Origin of the sequence: Geoanaerobacter pelophilus, from assembly GCF_018476885.1 — a bacterium.
Lineage (GTDB): Bacteria > Desulfobacterota > Desulfuromonadia > Geobacterales > DSM-12255 > Geoanaerobacter > Geoanaerobacter pelophilus.
Genome location: NZ_JAHCVJ010000003.1, coordinates 166,957 through 188,316, shown reverse-complemented (window position 1 = coordinate 188,316; position 21,360 = coordinate 166,957). Strand labels below are relative to the sequence as shown.

General features: G+C 50.5%; 21 protein-coding genes and 1 riboswitch. Of the genes, 15 read left to right on the top strand and 6 right to left on the bottom strand.

Annotation, left to right across the window (positions count from 1 at the left end; genetic code table 11):
- The first annotated feature begins 62 nt into the window (after positions 1-62).
- The 4 genes from KI809_RS09050 to KI809_RS09035 all read left to right on the top strand — a co-directional run bounded on the left by KI809_RS09050 (position 63) and on the right by KI809_RS09035 (position 2,426).
- Positions 63-506 (top strand): DUF2721 domain-containing protein, encoded by a 444-nt coding sequence (locus KI809_RS09050; RefSeq protein ID WP_214171227.1) that lies wholly within the window; start codon positions 63-65, stop codon positions 504-506.
- Between the two features lie 103 nt (positions 507-609).
- Positions 610-1,137 carry a nitroreductase family protein gene (locus tag KI809_RS09045; RefSeq protein ID WP_214171226.1) on the top strand — a complete coding sequence of 176 codons (528 nt, stop codon included), beginning with the start codon at positions 610-612 and terminating at the stop codon, positions 1,135-1,137.
- 11 nt (positions 1,138-1,148) lie between these two features.
- Positions 1,149-1,718: a flavin reductase family protein gene (locus KI809_RS09040; RefSeq protein WP_214171225.1), complete on the top strand. Its 570-nt coding sequence runs from the start codon at positions 1,149-1,151 to the stop codon at positions 1,716-1,718.
- Positions 1,719-2,117: 399 nt separating this feature from the next.
- A complete protein-coding gene (locus KI809_RS09035) occupies positions 2,118-2,426 on the top strand; it encodes a GSU3473 family protein (protein ID WP_214171224.1) in 309 nt (102 codons plus the stop codon).
- A gap of 100 nt (positions 2,427-2,526) precedes the next feature.
- Here KI809_RS09035 and KI809_RS09030 read toward each other — a convergent pair whose 3' ends face one another.
- Both KI809_RS09030 and KI809_RS09025 read right to left on the bottom strand, forming a co-directional pair.
- Positions 2,527-2,904: a PH domain-containing protein gene (locus tag KI809_RS09030; RefSeq protein ID WP_214171223.1), complete on the bottom strand. Its 378-nt coding sequence runs from the start codon at positions 2,902-2,904 to the stop codon at positions 2,527-2,529.
- A 38-nt stretch (positions 2,905-2,942) separates the two neighbouring features.
- Positions 2,943-3,482, bottom strand: a complete 540-nt coding sequence (locus tag KI809_RS09025; protein WP_214171222.1) for a DUF2284 domain-containing protein — start codon at positions 3,480-3,482, stop codon at positions 2,943-2,945.
- Between the two features lie 224 nt (positions 3,483-3,706).
- Here KI809_RS09025 and KI809_RS09020 point away from each other — a divergent pair, with 224 nt between their 5' ends.
- The 4 genes from KI809_RS09020 to KI809_RS09005 all read left to right on the top strand — a co-directional run bounded on the left by KI809_RS09020 (position 3,707) and on the right by KI809_RS09005 (position 5,901).
- Entirely contained in the window at positions 3,707-4,162 is a 456-nt protein-coding gene (locus tag KI809_RS09020) for an SseB family protein (RefSeq protein ID WP_214171221.1), read from the top strand.
- Positions 4,163-4,708 carry a YaeQ family protein gene (locus KI809_RS09015; protein WP_214171220.1) on the top strand — a complete coding sequence of 182 codons (546 nt, stop codon included), beginning with the start codon at positions 4,163-4,165 and terminating at the stop codon, positions 4,706-4,708. It abuts the gene before it with no gap.
- A gap of 61 nt (positions 4,709-4,769) precedes the next feature.
- Entirely contained in the window at positions 4,770-5,114 is a 345-nt protein-coding gene (locus KI809_RS09010; protein ID WP_214171219.1) for an HIT family protein, read from the top strand.
- Between the two features lie 172 nt (positions 5,115-5,286).
- Positions 5,287-5,901, top strand: a complete 615-nt coding sequence (locus KI809_RS09005) for a chemotaxis protein CheD (RefSeq protein ID WP_214171218.1) — start codon at positions 5,287-5,289, stop codon at positions 5,899-5,901.
- A gap of 6 nt (positions 5,902-5,907) precedes the next feature.
- On the opposite strand, the gene KI809_RS09000 is transcribed toward KI809_RS09005, so the two are convergent.
- Together KI809_RS09000 and KI809_RS08995 are read right to left on the bottom strand one after the other, a co-directional pair.
- Complete coding sequence (locus KI809_RS09000; RefSeq protein ID WP_214171217.1) at positions 5,908-8,163, bottom strand: M6 family metalloprotease domain-containing protein; 2,256 nt, start codon at positions 8,161-8,163, stop codon at positions 5,908-5,910.
- A gap of 54 nt (positions 8,164-8,217) precedes the next feature.
- A riboswitch (cyclic di-GMP riboswitch) is annotated at positions 8,218-8,305 on the bottom strand.
- Positions 8,306-8,593: 288 nt separating this feature from the next.
- Entirely contained in the window at positions 8,594-10,228 is a 1,635-nt protein-coding gene (locus KI809_RS08995) for a methyl-accepting chemotaxis protein (protein WP_214171216.1), read from the bottom strand.
- A gap of 249 nt (positions 10,229-10,477) precedes the next feature.
- Between KI809_RS08995 and KI809_RS08990 the strand changes: the two genes are divergently transcribed.
- From KI809_RS08990 to KI809_RS08975, 4 genes are all read left to right on the top strand, one after another.
- A complete protein-coding gene (locus KI809_RS08990; RefSeq protein ID WP_337833297.1) occupies positions 10,478-12,676 on the top strand; it encodes a molybdopterin-containing oxidoreductase family protein in 2,199 nt (732 codons plus the stop codon).
- A gap of 4 nt (positions 12,677-12,680) precedes the next feature.
- Positions 12,681-13,838: an NrfD/PsrC family molybdoenzyme membrane anchor subunit gene (nrfD, locus tag KI809_RS08985; RefSeq protein WP_214171215.1), complete on the top strand. Its 1,158-nt coding sequence runs from the start codon at positions 12,681-12,683 to the stop codon at positions 13,836-13,838.
- A 2-nt stretch (positions 13,839-13,840) separates the two neighbouring features.
- Positions 13,841-14,548, top strand: a complete 708-nt coding sequence (locus KI809_RS08980) for a 4Fe-4S dicluster domain-containing protein (RefSeq protein ID WP_214171214.1) — start codon at positions 13,841-13,843, stop codon at positions 14,546-14,548.
- 80 nt (positions 14,549-14,628) lie between these two features.
- On the top strand, positions 14,629-14,847 hold the full coding sequence (locus KI809_RS08975; protein WP_214171213.1) for a hypothetical protein: 219 nt from the start codon (positions 14,629-14,631) through the stop codon (positions 14,845-14,847).
- Between the two features lie 58 nt (positions 14,848-14,905).
- Here the strand turns inward: KI809_RS08975 and KI809_RS08970 are convergent, their stop codons facing one another.
- Positions 14,906-16,267: a sodium-dependent transporter gene (locus KI809_RS08970; protein ID WP_214171212.1), complete on the bottom strand. Its 1,362-nt coding sequence runs from the start codon at positions 16,265-16,267 to the stop codon at positions 14,906-14,908.
- Between the two features lie 108 nt (positions 16,268-16,375).
- On the bottom strand, positions 16,376-17,779 hold the full coding sequence (locus KI809_RS08965) for a rhodanese-like domain-containing protein (RefSeq protein WP_214171211.1): 1,404 nt from the start codon (positions 17,777-17,779) through the stop codon (positions 16,376-16,378).
- Positions 17,780-17,950: 171 nt separating this feature from the next.
- On the opposite strand from KI809_RS08965, the gene extM reads away from it, so the two are divergent.
- Genes extM through KI809_RS08950 form a run of 3 tightly spaced genes read left to right on the top strand, consistent with a single transcriptional unit; the run spans position 17,951 to position 21,358 of the window.
- Entirely contained in the window at positions 17,951-19,804 is a 1,854-nt protein-coding gene (extM, locus tag KI809_RS08960) for a selenite/tellurite reduction operon c-type cytochrome ExtM (RefSeq protein ID WP_214171489.1), read from the top strand.
- Positions 19,794-21,011 carry a selenite/tellurite reduction operon b-type cytochrome iron-sulfur cluster-binding subunit ExtO gene (gene extO / locus KI809_RS08955; protein ID WP_214171210.1) on the top strand — a complete coding sequence of 406 codons (1,218 nt, stop codon included), beginning with the start codon at positions 19,794-19,796 and terminating at the stop codon, positions 21,009-21,011. Before extM ends, extO begins: the two co-directional genes overlap by 11 nt.
- Complete coding sequence (locus KI809_RS08950) at positions 20,966-21,358, top strand: QcrA and Rieske domain-containing protein (protein WP_214171209.1); 393 nt, start codon at positions 20,966-20,968, stop codon at positions 21,356-21,358. The genes extO and KI809_RS08950 overlap by 46 nt, the downstream gene beginning before the upstream one ends.
- Positions 21,359-21,360 lie beyond the last annotated feature (2 nt).

Here is a 21,360-nt window from a genome sequence, read left to right as displayed (position 1 = left end):
CTGTTATCTTTTTTTTGATATTTACTCAAATTTAAAGATTTATTGTTAAATTAGGGGGGAATTTGAACGAAGTATTAGTCGCCGACAGTATCGCACGGGTTATCCAACTTTCTATAGCGCCGGTGTTTCTCCTGACAGCAATAGGTACGTTACTCAGTGTCATGACTAACCGGTTGCACCGGGTTATTGATAGGGCAAGAGTTTGGGAAGCAAAGCTTGAAACGGAAAGCTCCCCAAATGAGATTGCCCACCATAACTCTCATCTAGCGACGCTGTCAAAGAGGGCGAAACTGATAGGCAGTGCGATAACACTTTGCACTGCCGCAGCACTTTTCGTCTGCACGCTTATTGCAACTCTTTTTGTTGAAAGATTTGTAAATCTTGATCTCAAGACACCTGTGGCGCTTCTTTTTATCTTTGCCATGTTGTTATTGATTGCAGGATTGATCATTTTCCTTAGAGAAATATTCGTTGCCACTCACAGTCTCAGAATCGGACCGCATTAAATTGTCTACGCCGAGTCTCCCAACTGCTTCTGCTATTATACCGAGTGGGTGGGGGTATTGGCCTCAGTAAGACTAGGTTAGTTCAAGATCTAACGGAGAGATTATGATCGAACTACTACGTAAACGACGCAGCATCCGTAAATTTTCCTCAGAAAAAATACCTCATGATGCCATTGAATTACTTCTTGAAGCAGCTCTCAGAGCACCATCATCACGGGGAATCAATCCATGGGAGTTTGTCCTGGTCGATGACCCGCAGGTTATAGCCCACCTCGCTAAAGCCAAACAACATGGTTCTGAGTTTCTTAAAAACGCTCCTTTAGCCATTGTCGTCTGTGCCGACAGCAGCAAATCTGATGTGTGGGTGGAAGATTGCTCTATCGCAGCGATCATAATCCAGCTTACAGCACAATCATTAGGGCTCGGCAGCTGCTGGGCGCAGATACGGAACCGGCAGCATGATTCCGGAGATAAAACTGCCGAAACCTATGTGCAGGAGCTGCTTGGTCTGCCAGAACAGGTCAAAGTGGAATGCATACTGGGAATCGGACATCCGGCTGAAAAGAAACTTCCTGTATCTGCCAATAAACTTCAGCGAGATAAAATCAGAAACAATCACTGGACCTTATAAAAGGATATGACATGAAAAAATCACTCGGTGCAAAGACTCTTCTTTTCCCGACCCCGGTACTGATGGTTGGGACCTACGATCAAGCAGGGAAGCCTAACCTGATGAATGCGGCATGGGGTGGCATCTGCTGCTCCGATCCTCCTTGTGTTACAGTTTCCCTGCGCAAGGCCAGATATTCCTACGACAGCATCGTGGCGCGTAAGGCATTTACCGTGGGAATTGCCTGCGAAGGTAAAATGAAAGAAGCTGACTACGTGGGTATTGTCTCCGGGCGTGATGTTGACAAATTCGCAGTTGCCGGATTAACCCCGATTAAAAGCGAGCTTGTGGATGCCCCTTATGCGCATGAATTCCCGATGGTTCTGGAGTGTCGGCTGCTGCATACTCTGGAATTAGGTATCCACACTCAATTCATAGGTGAGATCATTGACGTGAAGGTAGATCAAAGTGCTTTGGGCGAAGATGGTCTTCCTGACATCTTAAAAATAAAACCGCTAGTCTATGATACTGCCCACAAGGGGTATCATGCTGTTGGCCCTCTGCTCGGTAAAGCGTTTTCCGTCGGGAAAGAATGGTTATGAGCTTAAAACCTTCTCCCCTGGATATAACTCTGTCGAAAATATGCGAGTTTTGCCCGGTTTGCCTTCACGCTCGTCACCACCAGAAGGGAATTGTCAATGACTTTGTAAAGAATGTCGAGCGCGATGTCTGCCCTTTTTGCAAAGCCTATGAACGGGTACATGGGATCAAAGCCCACGAGAAAAGAGGATGAAAATGCCAACGCATTTGAGTCGGCAATAGTTGCAAATGGAGGTTGGAAGTCTGATCAGTCCGGAGTTCAGTGTTTGCACATTTTCTGGTTTGTTGTTTCTTATTGGTAATGATTTTAGTTGGTTATCAGTGGCATAGTTTAAGCTGAATGAATTTGTAGCTATTTTTCGCTACTGATCTCAATTAGCAATTCAGCGAGGACAACAGCCATGATGAAAATTCCGGTTCTTTATGTTAATGGTCAAAGGGCAATGGTTGATGATGAAGAGCTTGACATGCTTATCAGAGCCAGGAAAATAGTCTCCTTTCGCCGGTCAAGTGGCTGGGTGCGAGTTGATTTCGATCAGCTTCGGGGACAAGGAGGAGGGGATTATTCCGGTCCAGATAGAAGAAGTCTCTGGATGTATCAGCAGATGGTCAAGTTAAGATACATTTTTACCACCAATGAAAGCAATAGGCACAGCCAATCGCATCGTAAATTTATGAATCGTATTTTCAGAAACAATGATTATAGATAGGGATTTTTTTAAGTCAGGTTTTCTCTTGGAGTGAAAAGCCTCAAGCATTACTACCGCTTGAGGCTTTTTAGTTTGATACTTTATTTTGATAGCTAAAAATTTATTTTATTAAATGCTTTGCTAATACTTTTTGTAAATCATATATGCTGACTTCACTGTTGAATTTCTTTGTCAGTGGTGCAGAATCATTTCCAATCCAAATCCTCAGCTCAGCATCAAGATCAAAACTGCCGATAGCTTCTACACTGAATTTATTGATTTTACCATAAGGTACGGAAAGATATTCAACTCTTTTACCTGAAACTCCTTGAACATTGATTACAATGAGCCTTTTACTGGTGAAGAGAAAAGTGTCACGGGAAACCTGAAAACCTACTTCAACCGTTTCTCCATCAACCAGCAATTGCTCGTATTCAGATTGCAGTTTATTTACTGAAACAACGCCTTCTTTTCCCATTAAACCCGAGAGCAGCCCCATATTGATTTCTCCTTAGCATGTTCATGTTCTAAGTACTTCTACTCAATTAACAGTATTGCGTACATATTCATTTCTTGATGTTCATCGGGCAAAACATTTATTGAGAGTCCAAATTTTGTTGCCGTATCAAAAACATCTACACCCATCGCTTCCGGACTAGGGCGCGCCATTTTTTTATTCCGGCACGATGCTCGGGAGCTGGTGCAATCCCTACAAAGCCTGCAGTTGTCGACAAAGAGCATAAATGCTTTGTAGTGACCGGCATTAAAAACTTGCTTTTCTAACTCGTGGAGTTCTTTATTTACTCCTTTTGTCCATTCATGCCTCTCTTCAGGGTCGTCGAGTCTCTTTGAGAACCGAAAAATAGTGCCTAGTTTATATGAGTCAAATATAGTCCTGCACTCAGGTATGGATGGTGTGTTTGGAGGACAGGAAGCGTTCTTTCCGTAGCTGTCACAGCCAAACATGCATTTCATTCTCACCCACTGGGCAACAACTATCTCTTTAGGGTCGATCCAGCGGAACTCTTTGAAGCCCATCCTGTTGAAAACCTTTTGCAATAGTTCTTGATTTGCCATTGAATACCCATCTTGATATTTTGATGTTAGGGTAGAATTGAGTGTAGCATTTTGTATTCTGCACGCAATGTTCATTCAATAGTAATAGGATTTATGCCCTGTTGATCCTAGTGATATGCTCGCCCACCTAAAATGTTTCTCAACCATTATGCTTTCATGCTTGAAATCCCTGGCCGTTACCACGTATTGTTCAATTTTTAAATCACGCAATGAAAGGCCGTTAGATGACAGAACTGGACCAGGCATTGGATACGCTCCGTAAGGATATGAGCGACCCCAAGAGCCAATCAAAGTATTTTGATCTTTTCCTCAATTCCACCTTTTTTGTGCCTACCCTCGGGGATCAGGAGTTGATCGAAATTGGTATGGTGGCAGCTGAGGGAGAGGTATTGCCGCTGGTTATCGAATCAGAGGGGAACGATTATCTGATGCTCTTTGACAGCAAAGAGCGGATGTATGCCTGGGCTCAGGCCGAAGTAGAAAGTGTTGAGATGCCCGGGTTTGTGCTTGCCGCCACATCGCAGGCACCACTGCACTGGGCATTGAATGTTGGCACTGATTACTCGAAACAGTTTGTGCCGGACGAGATTGCTTGGCTCAGAGATGTAGTCGAGCGGTGCGACGTCGAAGCTGCCAAGGGAGAGATTCAGAGCGCTGCATCCAGAGAGGAACAGGTTTGAATGGCGCTGCCATCGACAGTTTATAAAGCAAACATCGAACTCGCAAATGTTGATCGCGGTATCTACGAGAATCTGCAGGCAACCGTTGCCCAGCACCCGTCTGAAACCGGAGAGCGGCTGGTGGCAAGGCTGCTGGCCTGGGCCATTTTCTCCGAACCCGAACTCAGCTTCACCCGGGGGCTCAGTGCTACTGAAGAGCCTGATATCTGGGTAAAAGGTGGCGATGGCAGGGTTTTGCTGTGGGTCGAAGTCGGCCTTCCCGATGCCGAGCGGATCGTCAAGGCGAGTCGTCACGCCGGCAGGGTTGCACTGCTGGCATCGGGGCGGACACTGGCAACCTGGAACCAGCAGCAGCTACCCAAACTGGATAAGGTCACCAACCTCACCGTAGTGACCGTAGACCAAGCGCTGATAATGACTCTGGCCGAGCAACTGGACCGGGCCATCAACTGGTCTGTAACTATTACCGAGGGTATGCTGTATCTTGCGGTTGGTGCTACCACCTATCAAACAGCCATCGAGGTCAGAGCCGGGGCTCTCTATTGATAGGGCCTTCCAAGTGATGTACTTAACCATACTGCATTAGGCATGCACGAGGATACTAACCATGAACCCCTCAATATGTGATTTCTATTGTGAACAGATCCTGAAAAGGGTGATCGACGTGCCGGTTTATTATGAGAATGACCACGTATTTGCCTTTTACCATACCAATCCACTATGGGAAAACCATGTCGTATTGCTGCCGAAGAAGCATATCGAATCGCTTCTGACCCTGGAAGAAGCTGATAATGAGCTGTTGCTTGAATTGATGCGAACGGCGAAACGTATCGCCGGGGATTTCATGGCTCGCTTCGGTGCTGCCCGCGTCTACACTAACCTGGGGGATTATCAGTCCTCCAAACATCTGCACTGGCACATCGGTTGTGGTAAACAGCTTCGTCCCTATTAGTGCCTGACTGTTTCAAAGTCCCCCCTTTACTTGGTATATGAAAATATGCAAATTATCCTGCAGAGGTTTTCGGATAATCTGTTATAGTTGCCACTATTGAAGACGTATTCGTTGATGGGCATTGTAAATCAAGGCAGCCTGAAACTTACAGTTGTCTCTAAGCAGGCATCTTATGCGAACCGAAAAAATCAGGCACCACCTGCGGGTCATTCTTGGCCCCGGAGAATTCTATGCCTCGGATTCCCCGGTGACCATCTCGACACTGCTTGGTTCATGTGTATCGGCATGCCTCTATGACCCGATAAACAGGGTAATAGGGATGAACCATTTTTTATTGAGCAATCACCGTTATGCCAAAGCATTACCGATGTCTGAGACTGATGCCGGCCGCTATGGGATCAATGCCATGGAGTTGCTCATAAACAGCATGCTCCGGCTAGGCGCAAAAAAAAGGTTCTTCAAGGCAAAGGTTTTCGGCGGCTGTACGATTGTCATGAATCGTCCCGAATATGGCAATTTTATGTGTGTAGGAGAGGTCAACAGCAGGTTTATCCGGGAATTTTTATCCTGCGAAGGGATTCCTCTTGTTGCAGAGAACCTGGGAGGCCGGGAGGGGAGAGTCATTCATTTTTCATCGGGTGATTATGCAGTGTACATGCGCAAGATTAGAAGTGAAGGCCGAAGTTTGCGGCTTGCTATGCGCGATCGGAACTGTTGGTTGCATGCCATTGAGGAACAGGAGAAACGCGAAGCAGCAATGAGCAATGTGGAGTTGTGGGGGCAGTAGTTGGTTTTACTTTATGATCAAATCGCTGATTACGGCAGATCCTTGGACAATGGTCAGTGAGCCGGCGAGAGTAGTATATCCTTCCTTATTCTGGTAACTTGAATCAAAACCCCCATCCAATGTAACAGCGATTGAGCGATTAAACACCAGATGCTCAGTGAAAATTTTTGCTCCGGCCTGCAGCGTGGCAATGGCGTCAGCACCATCGTATGCTACTTGCAGAGTGGTAGAACTCTGAATTGTTGCTGTGGAAACGATGCTCACCTGAACCGACGCGGATCTGGAAGCAGAAATGTTGTTTTCCAGATCCTTGGCCCAGGCATAGAGAACCTTGGATCCAGCAGAAGCAAATCTGTAGCTTACCGGTGGCGTACTGCTCCACCCGATGTCAGAGATGGTTGGCGGCGAGGAACTCTCTGTTACCAGGTAGCCAGTGACAGGCTTAGTGCTGCTTGCCGTAAAGGTATTGATTGGCACCTCAAGAGAACCATAACCTGAAGGGATAGCAAATTCCGTGATAACAGGCGGCACCGCCGTGAACTCTAAGTCAAAAGTCATAGAAGAACTACGGCCGGAAATGTTTTTGAGTTCTATCTCACTTGCCACCCCTGAATAGTAGTTAGCTGCGGGAGTTGTGGCCGCTCCGAAAGCGGCAATGTTGCCTGCATAAAAGGTCGTGGTCGCTGCGCCCCGGCAACTGCTGGCCAGCATGTTACAGGTCGCGGAATTGGCCTGTTCCGGAACAACCCCCTGGTGAGGGCTGACAGAATATTCATTGATATCGTTATAGCCGACGGTACCGGCAGTTATGTCTACATGTGTTACAAGAATCCCACCGGAAAAGCCGCTGACCAGGCCGGTAATCCCCTGATCCCAGCCTATTGGATGCCTGTTTTCCATCATCCAATATTCAGTGGAACTAATGGAAGGTTTGATCAGCTTAAGCGCATTGTCCGGTGCGCCAAGAGCGGAGCCAAGGAGGTAGGAGCCACCAATTGAAGGGGTTATCGGTAACGTCCAACCTAAATATTCACGGGACCAGGCATCAAGAGCAACAGGTGTTGTGCCGCTGTACTGGCCGCTCACAAGTCCCCAACTGCCTCCGGCCATGACTGAGAAATTCCCCATGCCGGCATTGGTATATGATGTATCGTAAAGATCGGGCAGTCCGAGCATCTGGTGGCCAAGTTCGTGAACGATAATTCCAATGGGATGCCGAATGCCGGCGTTGTTTAGTTCGCCATTGATAGCATAGTCAGGAAACTGCTTCCCGGCACCGCTGGCATTGACCCAAGCGTGAGCCCACACGTTGGGCGTTTTGCTTGAGCCGGACTCTTCATACCCGGCAACGATAAAGTAAACTACGGCCTCCGAGGTCTCAATCAAACCATCTCCATCGGTATCAAGAGAATTAAAATCGACATAGGGTGCGGCGCCATTCAACGCCAGGGTAATCCATGCCTGTTCGTTGGCCCAGGTATCCGCATAATTATATGGATGGCTACGATTGATGCTGACTTGTACAACGCCTGGAGGGCTTGCCGGCTGACTATGGGTAACAGGGGTTATGGTTAATGCGCCGAAGGAGTTGTCCTTGTAGAAATTGGCCACTGACTTGGTATTCGGGGTGGTGTCAAAGAGCGCACTGTACCAGTCAGATGCCAGTGTCTGAATGGCTCTGTCGGAGAAACTCACCAGGATTATGAGTAGTTTTTTCGAGCCGGATTCCGGGGCCGGAACCCAGTCCCCAGGGCCTGGAGTGCTGATTGAGCCGGACGATTGCGGGTATATTATTGTGCCACCTGCCGCTGCCGCAGCTCTGGAGGGCGTTACTGGTGCAAGGTTAATTTGGGTGAGGCGCTTGGTGTATTTGCGTTGTGTCGAGCCTTTCCTTGTTTGCTCTGAGTCATGGTCTCTGTCAGGCCTGATCCCTTTAGGGATGAAATCCGGCGCATACCGGCCTGAATGGCCGACCTTCATGCCTGAATGCTTCAGTACTCCATCCGGTTGTTTCTCGGCATACTCCCAATAGTGGGTATTTTTGTTGTGGAGAATTGTGTGGCCGGATTCTTCTGATTCAGTCCATTTTTGAAATTCATCACCATGTATCTTTGCCGTAAATGTGGATCCATCAGGCTGAAGGATCTCTATGGAATGAGGAGATGCCGGGCCGGCAAAAGATAACGACTTAAGATTAAAGAGAATGACAATACAGAGGAGCGCTATGCGAAAAAATAGATTTATAACGGGCAAAGGGATCAATTAACACCTCAAGCGGCTCTTTACACGAAACAGGTCACTTTCGGTGCCTGCTTCTTCGACAACCCAGCTGTCCGGTTCATGGAAGAACTGAGGACCTGTGGCTTTGTGCCCCCTGGTTACCCAAGGTTTACCTGTTCGGAAACAGTTTAATTCCCAGTCAACGGTCATTGCTGCAGCTACCGTGATTATTCTGCAATTTAAGGACCAATAGCATTGTAATGTTTCCGGGCTGTTGCGAGCCGTAATATATTGCTGGTATTCAACTGTTGAACACTATGAGAGGTAAATAAGGATAAAAGGCGTAACTTGGGTCTGCTTGCGGGCGGGAAGGTGATTTCTCTTATTGCGGGTCAACTTACTAGCGCAACTGTTCAGATATATTCCAAGAGATAAATCATTGATATTCTGCAGTTGGTTTTACGCCCAGTCTCTACCTAAGCCTGAATCTGCCCACGAGTCTGTGCAGCTCGTCAGCGAGCGATGACAGTTCATCGGCAGCAGCCGAGGACATGCCGGCACCTTCTGCCGTGCTATGAATGACTTGGGTCATCTGCTGGATATTATTACTGATATCATTGGTAGTAGCTGTCTGTTCCTCAGCCGCGGTGGCAATCTGGTTTACCTGTCCGGTTAGCTCATTAATCTGTTGAATAATCCCCTGAAGTGCCGAACCTGAACGCTCCGCTCCTTCAAGACCTGATTCAACCTCATTTACACCGCTCTCCATGGAGGCAACGGCTGCCCTAGTATCGCTCTGGATTGCCTTTATCATTGCTCCGATTTCTTTTGTCGCCTTGGTGGTCCGTTCGGCAAGTGCTCTGACTTCATCGGCAACAACGGCGAATCCACGCCCTTGTTCACCGGCTCTAGCTGCTTCAATAGCGGCATTCAGTGCCAGGAGATTTGTTTGCTCGGCAATATCCTCGATGGTGCCGATGATAGCCCCGATTTCATCCGAACGTTTACCCAGCGCTTCGATAGTAGCCGCAGACTCTCGGACCCTTTCAGCAATACGGATCATTCCTGCAACAGTCTCATGGACCACCGAAGCACCATCTTCTGCCGCACAACTGGTTGATCTGGCTCCTTCAGCGACATGGGCACAGTTGCGGGCAATATCCATGGACGTTGCCGCCATCTCTTCTGCCGCGGTTGCAATGGTGCCAGCCTGGGAAGAGGCTTCATCCGCACCGGATGCAATCTCTCTTGAGGTCGATGTCAGTTTGCCGGCAGCTTCATTGACTCTTGAGCTGTTATTGGACACAGTCATCAGGAGATTGTTCAATTGTTCACTCATGGAGTTCATCGCGCGAGCCAGTTGCCCGGTTTCATCGCCTGAGTCATTGGTCGCATGCTGAGTAAGATCACCATCGGCAATGGTTTCTGCAAGTCCAACCACCTCTTTGATGGGCCTGGTTATCATTCTGGCAAAGATAATTCCGAGGCCGATCGCCAATAATACGCCGATCAATGAAAACAATACTGTCTCAAAAAGGGCTGCTTGGGCAATCTTGCTGTTCAGGTCGTCCCGTCCTTTGGCTTCAGCTACTTTGATGTCGATCAAGACCCTGATCGCTTCCTCGATCTGCTTTTCGATATTAAGCCCCTTGCTTCTCATGATTTCCAGGGCATCGTCTTTTTTGTCGGCTAGCTGAAGCTTTAAGACCTCTTCCCAAATCGGCTTGTATTCAGCTAAGAGGGCCTTTACCTTATCCAGTTCTTTCCTTCCTACCTCTCCAGTAATGCTTTTTTCAAATTCAGCCACGTTCTTTTCGACATCCTCGTATCGTTTTTTTACCCCGTCGGCATTTGCTTCCATCCGATCCCGATCAGTATCGAGCATCATGCCGCGCATGTTGACCCGCGCTTTCTGTGAGTTCATGCCCAGCTGCACCAGGGTTCCCATGGGTACAGTGCTCTTAAGGTACATCTCGGTGCCGATCATTCGGACCTGGCGTATCTTATAAACCCCGGCAACCCCTATAATGCCGGCTATCACGGCCACAATGGAAAAACCCAATATCATCTTTGCTGATATTTTAAGTGAAGAGGTTATGGCGTTCATGGGGATACCTCGATGACGTAATTCAGACATAATCTACCTTTATTAAAATTCGGCAGTGGCAAAAGAAACTTGAGGAAAATCAAAACTGCCATAAAATATAATAAGTTAATATAATCTGCTAGATAAGAGATATAACCGAATTTTGCAGTGATAAATATATATGTTAAAGTTTTCTTGCAATTGGACGAAAAATAATTTAGTTATCTGAATGTCTGAATTTTTAAATAAATGTCATGAGGAGGCAATAAAGTGAACGTCAAGCTGTCGCGCAGGACATTCCTTAAAATCTCCGGAACAGCCACTGCAGGGATTACCGCTGCGGCCACCATGCCGGAATCGTTCCTTTCCTGGGCGGAATCAGCCCCTGAGGAGATGAAACTGGTGCCGACATTTTGTGAGCTCTGCTTTTGGAACTGCGGTCTTATTGCCAAGGTGCAGAACGGCAAGGTGGTAAAAGTCGACGGCAACCCTTTGAGTGAGCGGGGAAGAGGTCGGTTGTGCGGCCGCGGCAATGCTGCCCTCGGTTCATTGTATGATCAGGATCGCCTGAAGACACCATTGATCAACATCGGTAAACGCGGTGAACCAAAATGGAAAAAGGCTACCTGGGACGAGGCCTTGGGTGTCATTGCCGGCAAACTTTCTGCAATCAAGGAGAAGCACGGTCCTGATGCGGTTGCCCTTTTTTCCCACGGCAGCGGCGGAGCTTTCTGGAAACATTTGCTCAAGGCTTACGGCAGCAGTTACTACACGGCTCCGTCGTTTGCCCAGTGCCGCGGGCCGAGAGATGTAGGATTCACCATGACCTTTGGTTCCGAGGTTGGTTCCCCGGAATTTTACGATTTCAGCCAGAGCAAATTCATTGTGTTGCTTGGGTCTCACCTGGGAGAAAATGCCCACAACAGCCAGGTGCAGGACCTTGTTCATGGCTTGGAGCAAGGCGCCAAGTTGTGTGTGGTGGATCCCCGCTGTTCCAATATTGCATCCAAAGCGGATTACTGGCTGCCGATCCGCCCTGCCACTGATCTGGCGTTGCTGCTCGCCTGGATCAGGATCATAGTCAACGAAGAACTGTATGACGCCGACTATCTGAGCAAATACGCCTCTGGTCTGGCTGAGCTGAAAGCTGCGGTTCAGGAGTTCACTCCGGAATGGGCAGCAAAGGAGACCGACATCCCGGCCGGGAAAATTGTTGAGGTTGCCCGGGAGCTGGCTGCCCGCAAGCCGAATGTGGTTATCTCCGGGGGACGGTTCGCCGCATGGTACGGTGACGATGCCCAGCGGGCCAGGGCTATTGCCCTGCTCAATGCGCTGCTCGGCTCATGGGGGAGACCAGGGGGGATCTATCTCCCTGCAGGAGGCGGGGTGCCGGAGTATCCGGGTTTGCCGGAGTATCCGGAACATACGGCCGGTATTCCGAAGCTTGACGGGGCCTATCCGTTCGCCCTTTCCCAGACAACGACATCGATCCGTAATGCGGCTATAACCGGTCAGCCTCATGCCATGAAAGGGTGGCTGGTCTACGGTTGCAATCTGATGAAAACCATGCCGAATCGGGAGGAGACCATCAAGGCGATCAATAATCTCGATCTGCTGGTTGCTATTGATATCGTCCCTGCCGACATCATCCAGTGGGCGGATGTCGTGCTGCCGGAATGTACCTATCTTGAACGCCATGATGCCCTGAGCCTCGGTAAATTCAAAAAATTTGAGATTTCCATCCGTCAGCCCGCAGTGCAACCGATGTGGGAAAGCAAGCCTTCGTGGTGGATCACCAAGGAGCTGGGGAAAAAGATGGGGCTGGAGACTTACTTCCCCTGGAAAGATGGCGAAGAGTACCTGGCAAAAAGGTGTGAAGCTGGGGGGATTAATTATGCCGAGCTGAAGCAGAAAGGGGTGCTGACCATAGAGGAAAAATCCGCCCCCTATATCACCGACCAGAACCAGCCGACTTTCGACACCCCTTCCGGCAAGATTGAACTGTACTCAAAGCAGCTTGCCGAAAAGGGGTTCGACCCGGTGCCGAAATACAAAAAACATCCCCAGCCCCCTGATGGTCATTTCTCACTGCTTTTCGGCCGTTCCCCGTTGCATACCTTTTCCCGGACGACCAATAACTTCCTGCTGACTGATCTGGTGCCGGAAAACTCCGTCTGGATCAGCCGGAAAAAAGCGAAGCAGCTTGGCTTCAAGGATGGCGAATATGTGCGGTTGCAGAATGCGGCTGGGGTCAAATCCTCTGGCACGGTCAAGATCCGTTGCACCGAGCGGTTGCGAGAAGACTGCCTGTACATGGTGCATGGCTTTGGCGTTCATGCAAAAGGTATGAAACGGGCCGATAACAAGGGGGTGGGTGACGAGGAGTTGCTTACCGGGTACCAGATCGATCCCATCATGGGCGGCACCGGAATGCGTTTGAACTTTGTGAAAATAGTGAAGGAGGGATAAAGAGATGGAACTCATCGGTGTCATTCTTCCTGATAAACAGCGACTCTTCTCAGTTATCGCCGATATTCTCAAAGGGAAAGGGGGCATTCACCTGTACCTGTTCCTGATCGGCCTTGTTGCCGGTTTTTACGGGATAGCAGCCATTTTCATCCAAGGGCATGCCCACACCATCAACACCAGCAACCTTGTGCCATGGGGGATGCAGATTTCCACCTATGTCTACTTTGCCCTTTTGAGCACCGGCTGTACTTTTGTCAATTTCTTCGGCCATGTCTTTTTTGAGGAAAAATACCGGCCGTTTGCCTCACGGATCATTTTTGTCGGTATCATCACTGCTGTCGCTGCCTTCTTTTCCCTGGCCACCGAAATGGGCCGGGTGGACCGGATGTACATGTTCCTGATTTCCCCGAACCCGACATCGCCGATGTTCTGGATGGCTCTCTGGTACAGTTGCTACGTATGCATCATCACGGTAGAGTACATCAACATCCAGAGAGGCAAGCATTCGGTACGCGTCATGTGGGGCGCGTTCTTCATCGCCATCATCACCCATAGTACACTAGGCAGCCTCTTGGGCACGGTCAGTTCGCGGGTCTACTACTACAGCGCCCTGATGCCGATCTACTTCCTGTTTATCGCCTTTCTCACCGGCTGTGCCCTGACCACCATCATTGCCGCCCATACGGTCAAAAAGAAACAGCTCGATGAGGCGTATCATCTCACGCCGTTCGTGATCCTGCTGAAGGTCGGCTTGGGGCTTGCCCTGCTGATAACCTTCTGGCGGACCATGACCGGGCTTGCCGGCCGCCTGGAGGGGTCTGAGGTTTTCTCCCTGACCCTGATCAACAGCTTCGTGTTCGGCATAGTTGTGGTAATCATTGTGCCGTACCTGCTGCTGAAGATGGGAAAGAGTGCCAACTGGCTGATGTTTGTCGGAGTTTTCATCATGGTGACCCAGCTCAAGGCCCGTAACGATCTGGTGGTGGGAGCCTTCAAAATTCCGGTGTTCAGGGTCTACGAGATGCCGGAGATAGTGCATTACACCCCGTCTGTTTATGAGTTCCTGGTTGTCGCAGCTTCGACATCTCTGGTTGCCCTGCTGTATATCATCTTCAACCGTTCCGGGGTGTTTGATGTCAATGCCGGGAAGGAGGTTCACTGATTATGGAAGATAAAGATATCCTGGAAATAATGCATAGCGATCTTCAGCGGGCCTTGAAGAAACCGCGTAATCAGCGCCGCTGGGGAATGGCCATTGACCTGAAAAAATGCGTCGGCTGCCATGCCTGCACAACCGGCTGCATGTCGGAAAACCTTACTCCGCCTGAGATCCATTACCGACCAGTGAAAGAAGAGGAGATCGGCGAGTTTCCCAACGTCTCGATGCGTTTTCTCCCACGGCCCTGCATGCAGTGCGATGCCCCGACCTGCACTCCGGTCTGCCCGGTAACGGCGACCTACAAGCGTGACGATGGCATTGTCGTGATTGACTATAAAAAGTGCATCGGCTGCCGCTATTGTCTGGTTGCCTGTTCTTACGGAGCCAGGTCGGCAGATGTCGGTCACTATTATACCGGTGACATGAAGGGCGAGACTTACGAGGTGGAAAACTCAGGCGAGTATGGCAAGAGCTTCAAACGGAAGACCCATTGGCACTCGCCGATCGGCAATGCCCGCAAATGTCATTTCTGTATCCACCGGATCGAAAAGGGTGAACTGACCCGGTGCACCACGACCTGTCTGGGGCATGCGACCTACTTCGGTGACCTGAATGATCCCAACAGCCTCATCGTCAAGCTGATAACCAAAGTGAACGTCTTCAGATACAAGGAGGAGATGGGGACCAAGCCGGTTGTTTATTACATAACATAATGGGCTTTAATGCTGCTTGATATCATGATAAGAAATCCGGTAAAATCCGGTGCAACCATTAAACGATTGGAGGAAATCAGATGAAACGAATAATTGCTCTTGTCGCAGCAACGCTCTTTACCTTCAGCCTCACTGGGCTCGCCTTTGCGGAAGAACCGAAAAAAGATGAAGCTGCCGCAAAAGAGGGGAAATCCGAGAAAAAGGATGCCAAGAAGGACAAGAAAAAAGATGCGAAGAAAGATGAAAAGAAGGAAGAGGCAAAGCCTGCCAAGAAGAAAAAAGAAGCAGCTGGCTGCTGATCTCCTGATGTTTACTAAAAAAGCCTCCCGTTTGCGGAGGCTTTTTTTGTGAAAAATCTCAGAAGAATCCGGCCTTATTGAGAAATACCAGCGCCACCAGCACCGGGGCGACATATTTAATCAGGAAGTGCCAGGCTGGATAAATATAGGCGTTGGTGTCACCTTTCAGCAATTCCCCTTTGGCGATTCCTTGGGTCATGACCCAACCCGAAAACAGGGCAATCAGAAGTCCTCCCAGCGGCAGGATATAGTTGGTGCAGGCAAGATCGATGGAATCGAGGAAGTTGCGTGCGCCTATGATATGCACATCCTTCAGCATGTTGTTGGACAGGGCCGACGGCACGCCGATTAGGAAAATGATCGCTCCCATTACCAGCGTGGCTTTTTTGCGGCCCCAGCGGTTTTCATCGCAGTAATAGGCGACCACCACTTCCAGCAATGAGATACTGGAGGTCAATGCCGCAAAGACCAGCAGTAAGAAAAAGAGAGTGGCGATAATGGTGCCACCCGGCATCCGGCTGAAAAGAACCGGCAGGGTTTTGAACACCAAGCCGGGGCCTGCGGCAGGCTCCATGCCATAGGTAAATACAATGGGAAAAATCGCCAGCCCAGAGAGCAGTGCGACCAGGGTGTCCATCAGGGAAACGGTAATGGCGACTTTGGGAATACTGGTTTCCTCATCGGCGTAGCTGCCGTAGGTCAGCATAGCTCCCATCCCCAGACTCAGGCTGAAGAAAGCGTGCCCGAGGGCCTCCAGCATGGCAGGCGGATCCAGTTTCGACCAGTCCGGAGAAAAGAGGAACCTTACCGCTTGGGCCCCTCCGGGCGAGTTCAACCCAAGACCGGCAAGAACCAGGAGAATGAGGAACAGGATCGGCATCATGATCTTGTTGGCCCGCTCCAGGCCGCTCTTGACCCCGCCGATGACGATTATGACCGTCATCAGCATAAATACTGCCTGCCAGAACAGTTGGCTCAGATCATTGCTAAGGAGATTCGAGAAAATCTCAGGCACTTGACCGGAATGCTGTTGGGTGAATGTTCCTCTAAAAGACAGCCAGAGATAGTCAACGGCCCAGCCTGCAACCACACAGTAATAGGAAAGGATCATGAACCCGGCTATGACCCCAAGCCAGCCGGTGAGTACCCAGGCACCGCCGTGCAACCCTTTGAAGGCGCCGACCGGATCTTTGCGGGTATGCCTCCCTATGATCATTTCCGCAATCATCAGCGGTATTCCCACAGTGACGATGCAGAAGATAAAAAAGAGTACAAAGGCCCCGCCGCCGTGCATGCCGGTGATGTACGGGAACTTCCAGATGTTGCCGAGGCCGATGGCAGACCCTGCCGAGGCCATGATGAAGCCGAGCCGGCTCGACCAGAGCCCCCGTTTGACCTTTGTCGGATGAGAATGTGTCATAATTGGCAATTCATATCAGAATTACAGGCAAATATCCAGCTGTGACGACAAAAAAATACCCCCGGAACACAAGTTCGCGGGGGTATTGTCGCTGATGCTATCGTTATTCTACCTGGTTATCTCAACTTTACCCTCATCAACCTCAACTTTGGCGTTCAGGAAAAAGACATTAGGGTAGCCTTTCCCTTTAAGGGTATGATACGCCATTTCAGCCTGGGTGCCTGAGTTACAGTAGGCGACAATTCGCTTTTCCTTGGGGAGTCTGGCCAGGTTCTGGTCTACTTCTGCTGCCGGTATGTTGACTGCACCGGCAATAGCCCCTTCCTTTACCTCGTCGGGGAGCCGCACATCAATGATGATGGTATCGGCAGGGATTGCTGCAATCAGTTTCTTGAAATTGTCGATGGAGATTTCACCAGCTTTAGGCTTGGGAGTGTAAGCTGCCTTGGCGGCCAATGCCCCTTTTTCCAAAGGCAGGCCGGCCTTCTGCCATGCCGCAATGCCGCCGTCTACCACCAGTACCGGTGCAAAACCAGCCTTGACAATCCCCTGGGCAACAGCTTGGGCATTCCCCTTGCCGTCAGCGTCATAAACAAATATCGGCGCCTTTACATCTTTTTTCGGCAGCAACTTGAGAGTCTTTTCGTCGGCTACCGGGAAGGACACTGCTCCCTTGATGAATGCTTGCTCTGCATCTTTCTGGGCACGGGCATCAAGCAGGACAAACGGCATCTCCTTGTCCAGCCATGCTTCCTTGATGAACTTGACCGTCATCACCCCGGGTTTGCGCTGGAGCCAGCCCGGCATTCCTTCGCGATAGACCTTTACATTCTTGTAGCCGAGCTGTTCGGCTTTTTCCAGTGACTTAGGACTCATGGTACAGGTGATCCCTGCGCAGTAAAAGATGATCAGCCGGTTTTTGTCTGCCGGGAGTTTGTCGAGATTCTTGTCGAATGCCGGGTATGGCAGATTTATGGCACCGGGGATAAAACCATCCTGGTAGCGGGGCAGCGGGCGGGAGTCAATCAGGGTAAAGTTGCCCTTTTCCGGTCCCATGGCAACAAGCTTCTCAACTTCATCGACCTTGATCAGCTTGGCTTCGTCAACCTTGATCGGCGGCTTAGCAACTATCGCCTTGGCATACTGGACCCCGTTCTTCAACTCAACCACCACTTTAACCTCGTGGTTCTTCTTGATTCCCCTGAGCTGTTTCTCGACATCGCCATCCTTGACATCAGGGTTTGACACCTTGATCGTTGCTTTGTCAAACTTGAGGACTTCTGATTTATCGTCAACCTTTACCTGTAGCGAAGATGACTTCATAGCCACAGTCTCGAAATATCCCCTAAAGGTGCTTGCCTCGACCTTGTGGCAGGTGCTGCAGACCTTGGTGTTTCTACCTTCGACTGTTCCTGCCGGGGTGTCGGCAGCAAGAAGCGGAGCAGCAGTGACCACTCCCCCTACAGCCAGCGATAGTGCGAGTGTTCGCCAGTTGGTGATACATGACAGCATGTTAGCCTCCTTTTACTTGCTCATATTTTTTGCATATTAATCGTGATGGGATATCTAGCTTATGCAATATTTTGAATATATACCAAAATCCCGTAACAAAACAAGAACAATTAATGTTATAACTCAAATAAATCGCTTGACAACGGTTGTGTGCAAAGCGACCATGACGGTGTGCTCTGCTTATCTCCCGAAATAGTTGCTTCTTTGCTCAGATGTTTACCCGCTGTTTTGCTAATCGTTGCTGTTACCGCGTGTTCCCCTGCTTCATCGGAGTCTGAGTCATGCCTGGTCTGCCACCATGCGCTAGAACCGGCATCAGCAAGCCACTCTGGTTGCATATCCTGTCACTACACTTTTCGAGATAACGCCTATAAGAAACGGGCGCAGGGGCATAACCCCTCAGCCGCAGATAGCTGGGACCAGGGGTGCGGAACCTGCCACCAATACCAGTTGGGAAGGGTTAAGAGTGGGCTGATGTACTCCAACAGGGGGATGATCAGAAACATCCAACTGACCTGGGAAGGGGAGACCTCCGGGGAGTATGGTGCGCATGGCGGTGATACCTTCGACGAACGAGGTAATAGGCAGAAGCTGTTGCCGGTGGCCGAGCTGGACAATCTTTCCGGAGAGCTTTATCGAAAATTTTGTTCCCGCTGTCATCTCGGAATCGAGATTGCCGATGCCGAACGGTCGAACCATGCCGGAGGTTGTGCGACATGTCATTTCCCGTTCAATGAGTCGGCGACATATATGGGCAAAGACGCCGTGATCAAAGGGAAGACACCAGCCTCTGCCAGCCACAGGCTCGAACCGCTGCCGTCTGCTGCAGTCTGTTCCCAGTGCCATAATCGGAGCGGCAGAATTGCGTTGTCATACCTGGGATTGTATGACGGCAACAATGGGCATGTGCCGACCCGTAATGGCCAATCCGGGCCGGTACAGCTCTCCGGCAACAGGAATGCGGTGCATATTGAGCCTGATGTCCATGCTGCGGCTGGTATGGAGTGCATCGATTGCCACACCTCACGCGATGTCATGGGTGACGGTTACAGCTATCGCAACATGTACCGCCAGGTGGAGATTAGTTGCGAAGATTGTCACGGCGGAGCAAAGCCACCGGTTTACCGGGCCATCGCGTTTGACGGTGACGAGGCGGTTCGCGAATCGAGGAGCTACCCAAGGCAGATGCGGCCAGGCATGAATATGGTGCTCACCAGTAACGGTCGAAGTTTTTCCAATGTCTTTGTCAGCGACGCTAAAGTCAGAGTCATCGGCAAGCGTAGCGGCAAGCTCTTTACGGCCAAGGTGATTACCGGCACTGCGGAGCATACGGTAAAAGGACATGAGCGGCTGGAGTGCTTTGCCTGCCACTCAAGGACTGTGGTTCAGTGCTACGGCTGTCACACTACTTACGACTTGCGCGAAACAGCCATGGACTTTATCAAGGGGAAAGAGACTCCGGGCGCTTTCAGTGAAACTGAGGATTTCCGGATGCTATACCCGTTTCCCCTTGCGGTTAACCAGCGGGGCAGGATATCACCAGTGACCCCCGGCTGCCAGACATTCGTCACCGAAATCGATGGTACCGGTGCTACTGTACGAGACGACCAGATAACCCGCTTTAGAGGTAAACGCCAGCTGCGTTTCGCTCCCTTTTATTCCCATAATACTGGGAAAAAGGCGGTAGGTTGCCGGGAATGCCATGCCAACCCCAGGTTTCTTGGGTTCGGCCAGGGGGTGATGACTGTTGGGAGTATCGAAGGGACTTTGCTGTGTGAGAAGTGTCCGGATAAATCGCTTGACGGGTTCCTCAAACTGGCAGATGGCAGGGTCAGGGCCTTTTCCGCAATCACCCGGGAAAACTCCCGACCGCTGAACGAGGCCGAGATTCGCCGGATCTTCAGGGCAAATCTCTGCATAACCTGCCACGACAAGGGACGGGACAAGGACCGGATTTACGAAAGGGGGCTGAATTACGGTGCGCTCGACGACGCTCTGCATTGCCGCATTCTTAATGGCCGTTAGCATCGGTGTCTCTGTTGCTGCTGAAAACTGCCGCGTCTGTCACCAGGTAGCCGTTACCGGTGTCCATCGTAGCTTAGCATGCCTTGACTGCCATGTGAGCGAATCTGCAACTGTTGCTGACCCTGCAGCAGCCGGGGCTGATTCTCCTTGCGTACGCTGCCATAAGAAATTTGGCGAACTCTTCAATCGTGATATGGCAACAAGGGCACCTGAGCAGGCTTTTGTTACCAGGAGTTATGCAAAGGTGGACCGGCGTTTCTTTGAGAAAAACTGCACCGGTTGTCACCTGAAGAGCTGTCTGGACTGCCACGAGGGGGGAGGACATGATTTACGTAAACCAGTCACCGAGCGCTGTCTCTCTTGCCACAAAGGGTATTATGTCGGCTGGGATTATGCCGGGCGGGCGCCGCGGGAGGACAGCCTTCGCTATCAACGGGGAAGGAGTGCTGGCGGTGACTACTATCTGACCATGCGTCCTGATATCCACTTTGAAAAAGGTCTTAGCTGTGGTGACTGTCATTCGATGCAGAGCCTGGCGATCGGGAAGAGATCGGCAAAAGGATGCCTGGATTGCCACAAGGTCAGTGCCGGCCCGGTGGAACACCGGATAAAGGCGCACCTGGAAAAGCTGGAATGCTATGCCTGTCATTCTGCCTGGGCGCCACAGGAGTACGGGACGTTTTATCTTCGCTTCACGGAAAGCCTGTCCCGAGATGATTTCTGGCTCAAGGGGGGCGATACTCCCAGTGAATATCTTAAGAGCGCTTATCTGAGGAAACAGGATGAACCGCCCCTCGGACTAAACAGCCGCGGCATGGTCAGCCCGATCAGGCCTCAATTCATAGCCTATTACACCCATATCCGCCGAGAGCAGGTTGTTGGCAACGAGAACCGCCTGCTTGCAGCGGAATGGAAGGCATTCTTTCCTCATACCATAAGGCGCGGTACACTGTTATGCGACTCCTGCCACGATGCCGCATCGCGTTTTCTCCTGGAAAGCCGGAATGCACGGATCTACCGTCTGGCTGAGGACGGCATGGGGCTGGAGTCGTTCTGGGACAGGAGAGGGCAGCGAGTGGCAAATGGCTCATTTTTGCCGGAGGAACGGGTGAAGCGGCTTATGGATAGAGGGCCGACTTTCCAGAAAGGGTATATCGAAAGATGGCAGCTCTTTTCCAATCGCGCCGGAGGTTCATCTTCGCCTTGATTGCCTGGGGGGCGGCCCTGGCCGGTTTGTGGCGCTTTCTGCAGCCAAGGCCTGTAGCAAAAAGAGAACTGGTCAGCACCCCTCTAAATTCGATACCTACCGAAGGCGCTTTGGTTTTCCGGGAAGAGCGTGTCGCTATAGCCAGGGGGAGGGATGGAATTTATGCGTTCAGTCTTGTCTGTACTCATCTTGGTTGCACGGTATCGGTAACTGCTGAGGGGATTTTTTGCCCGTGCCATGGAAGCCGCTTCGACCATGAGGGAAAGGTTGTGCGGGGGCCGGCTACAAGGCCGCTGGAGCGGTTAAACGCCGAGGTTCGTGGCGATCGGTTGTTTGTGAGCAGTTGAGA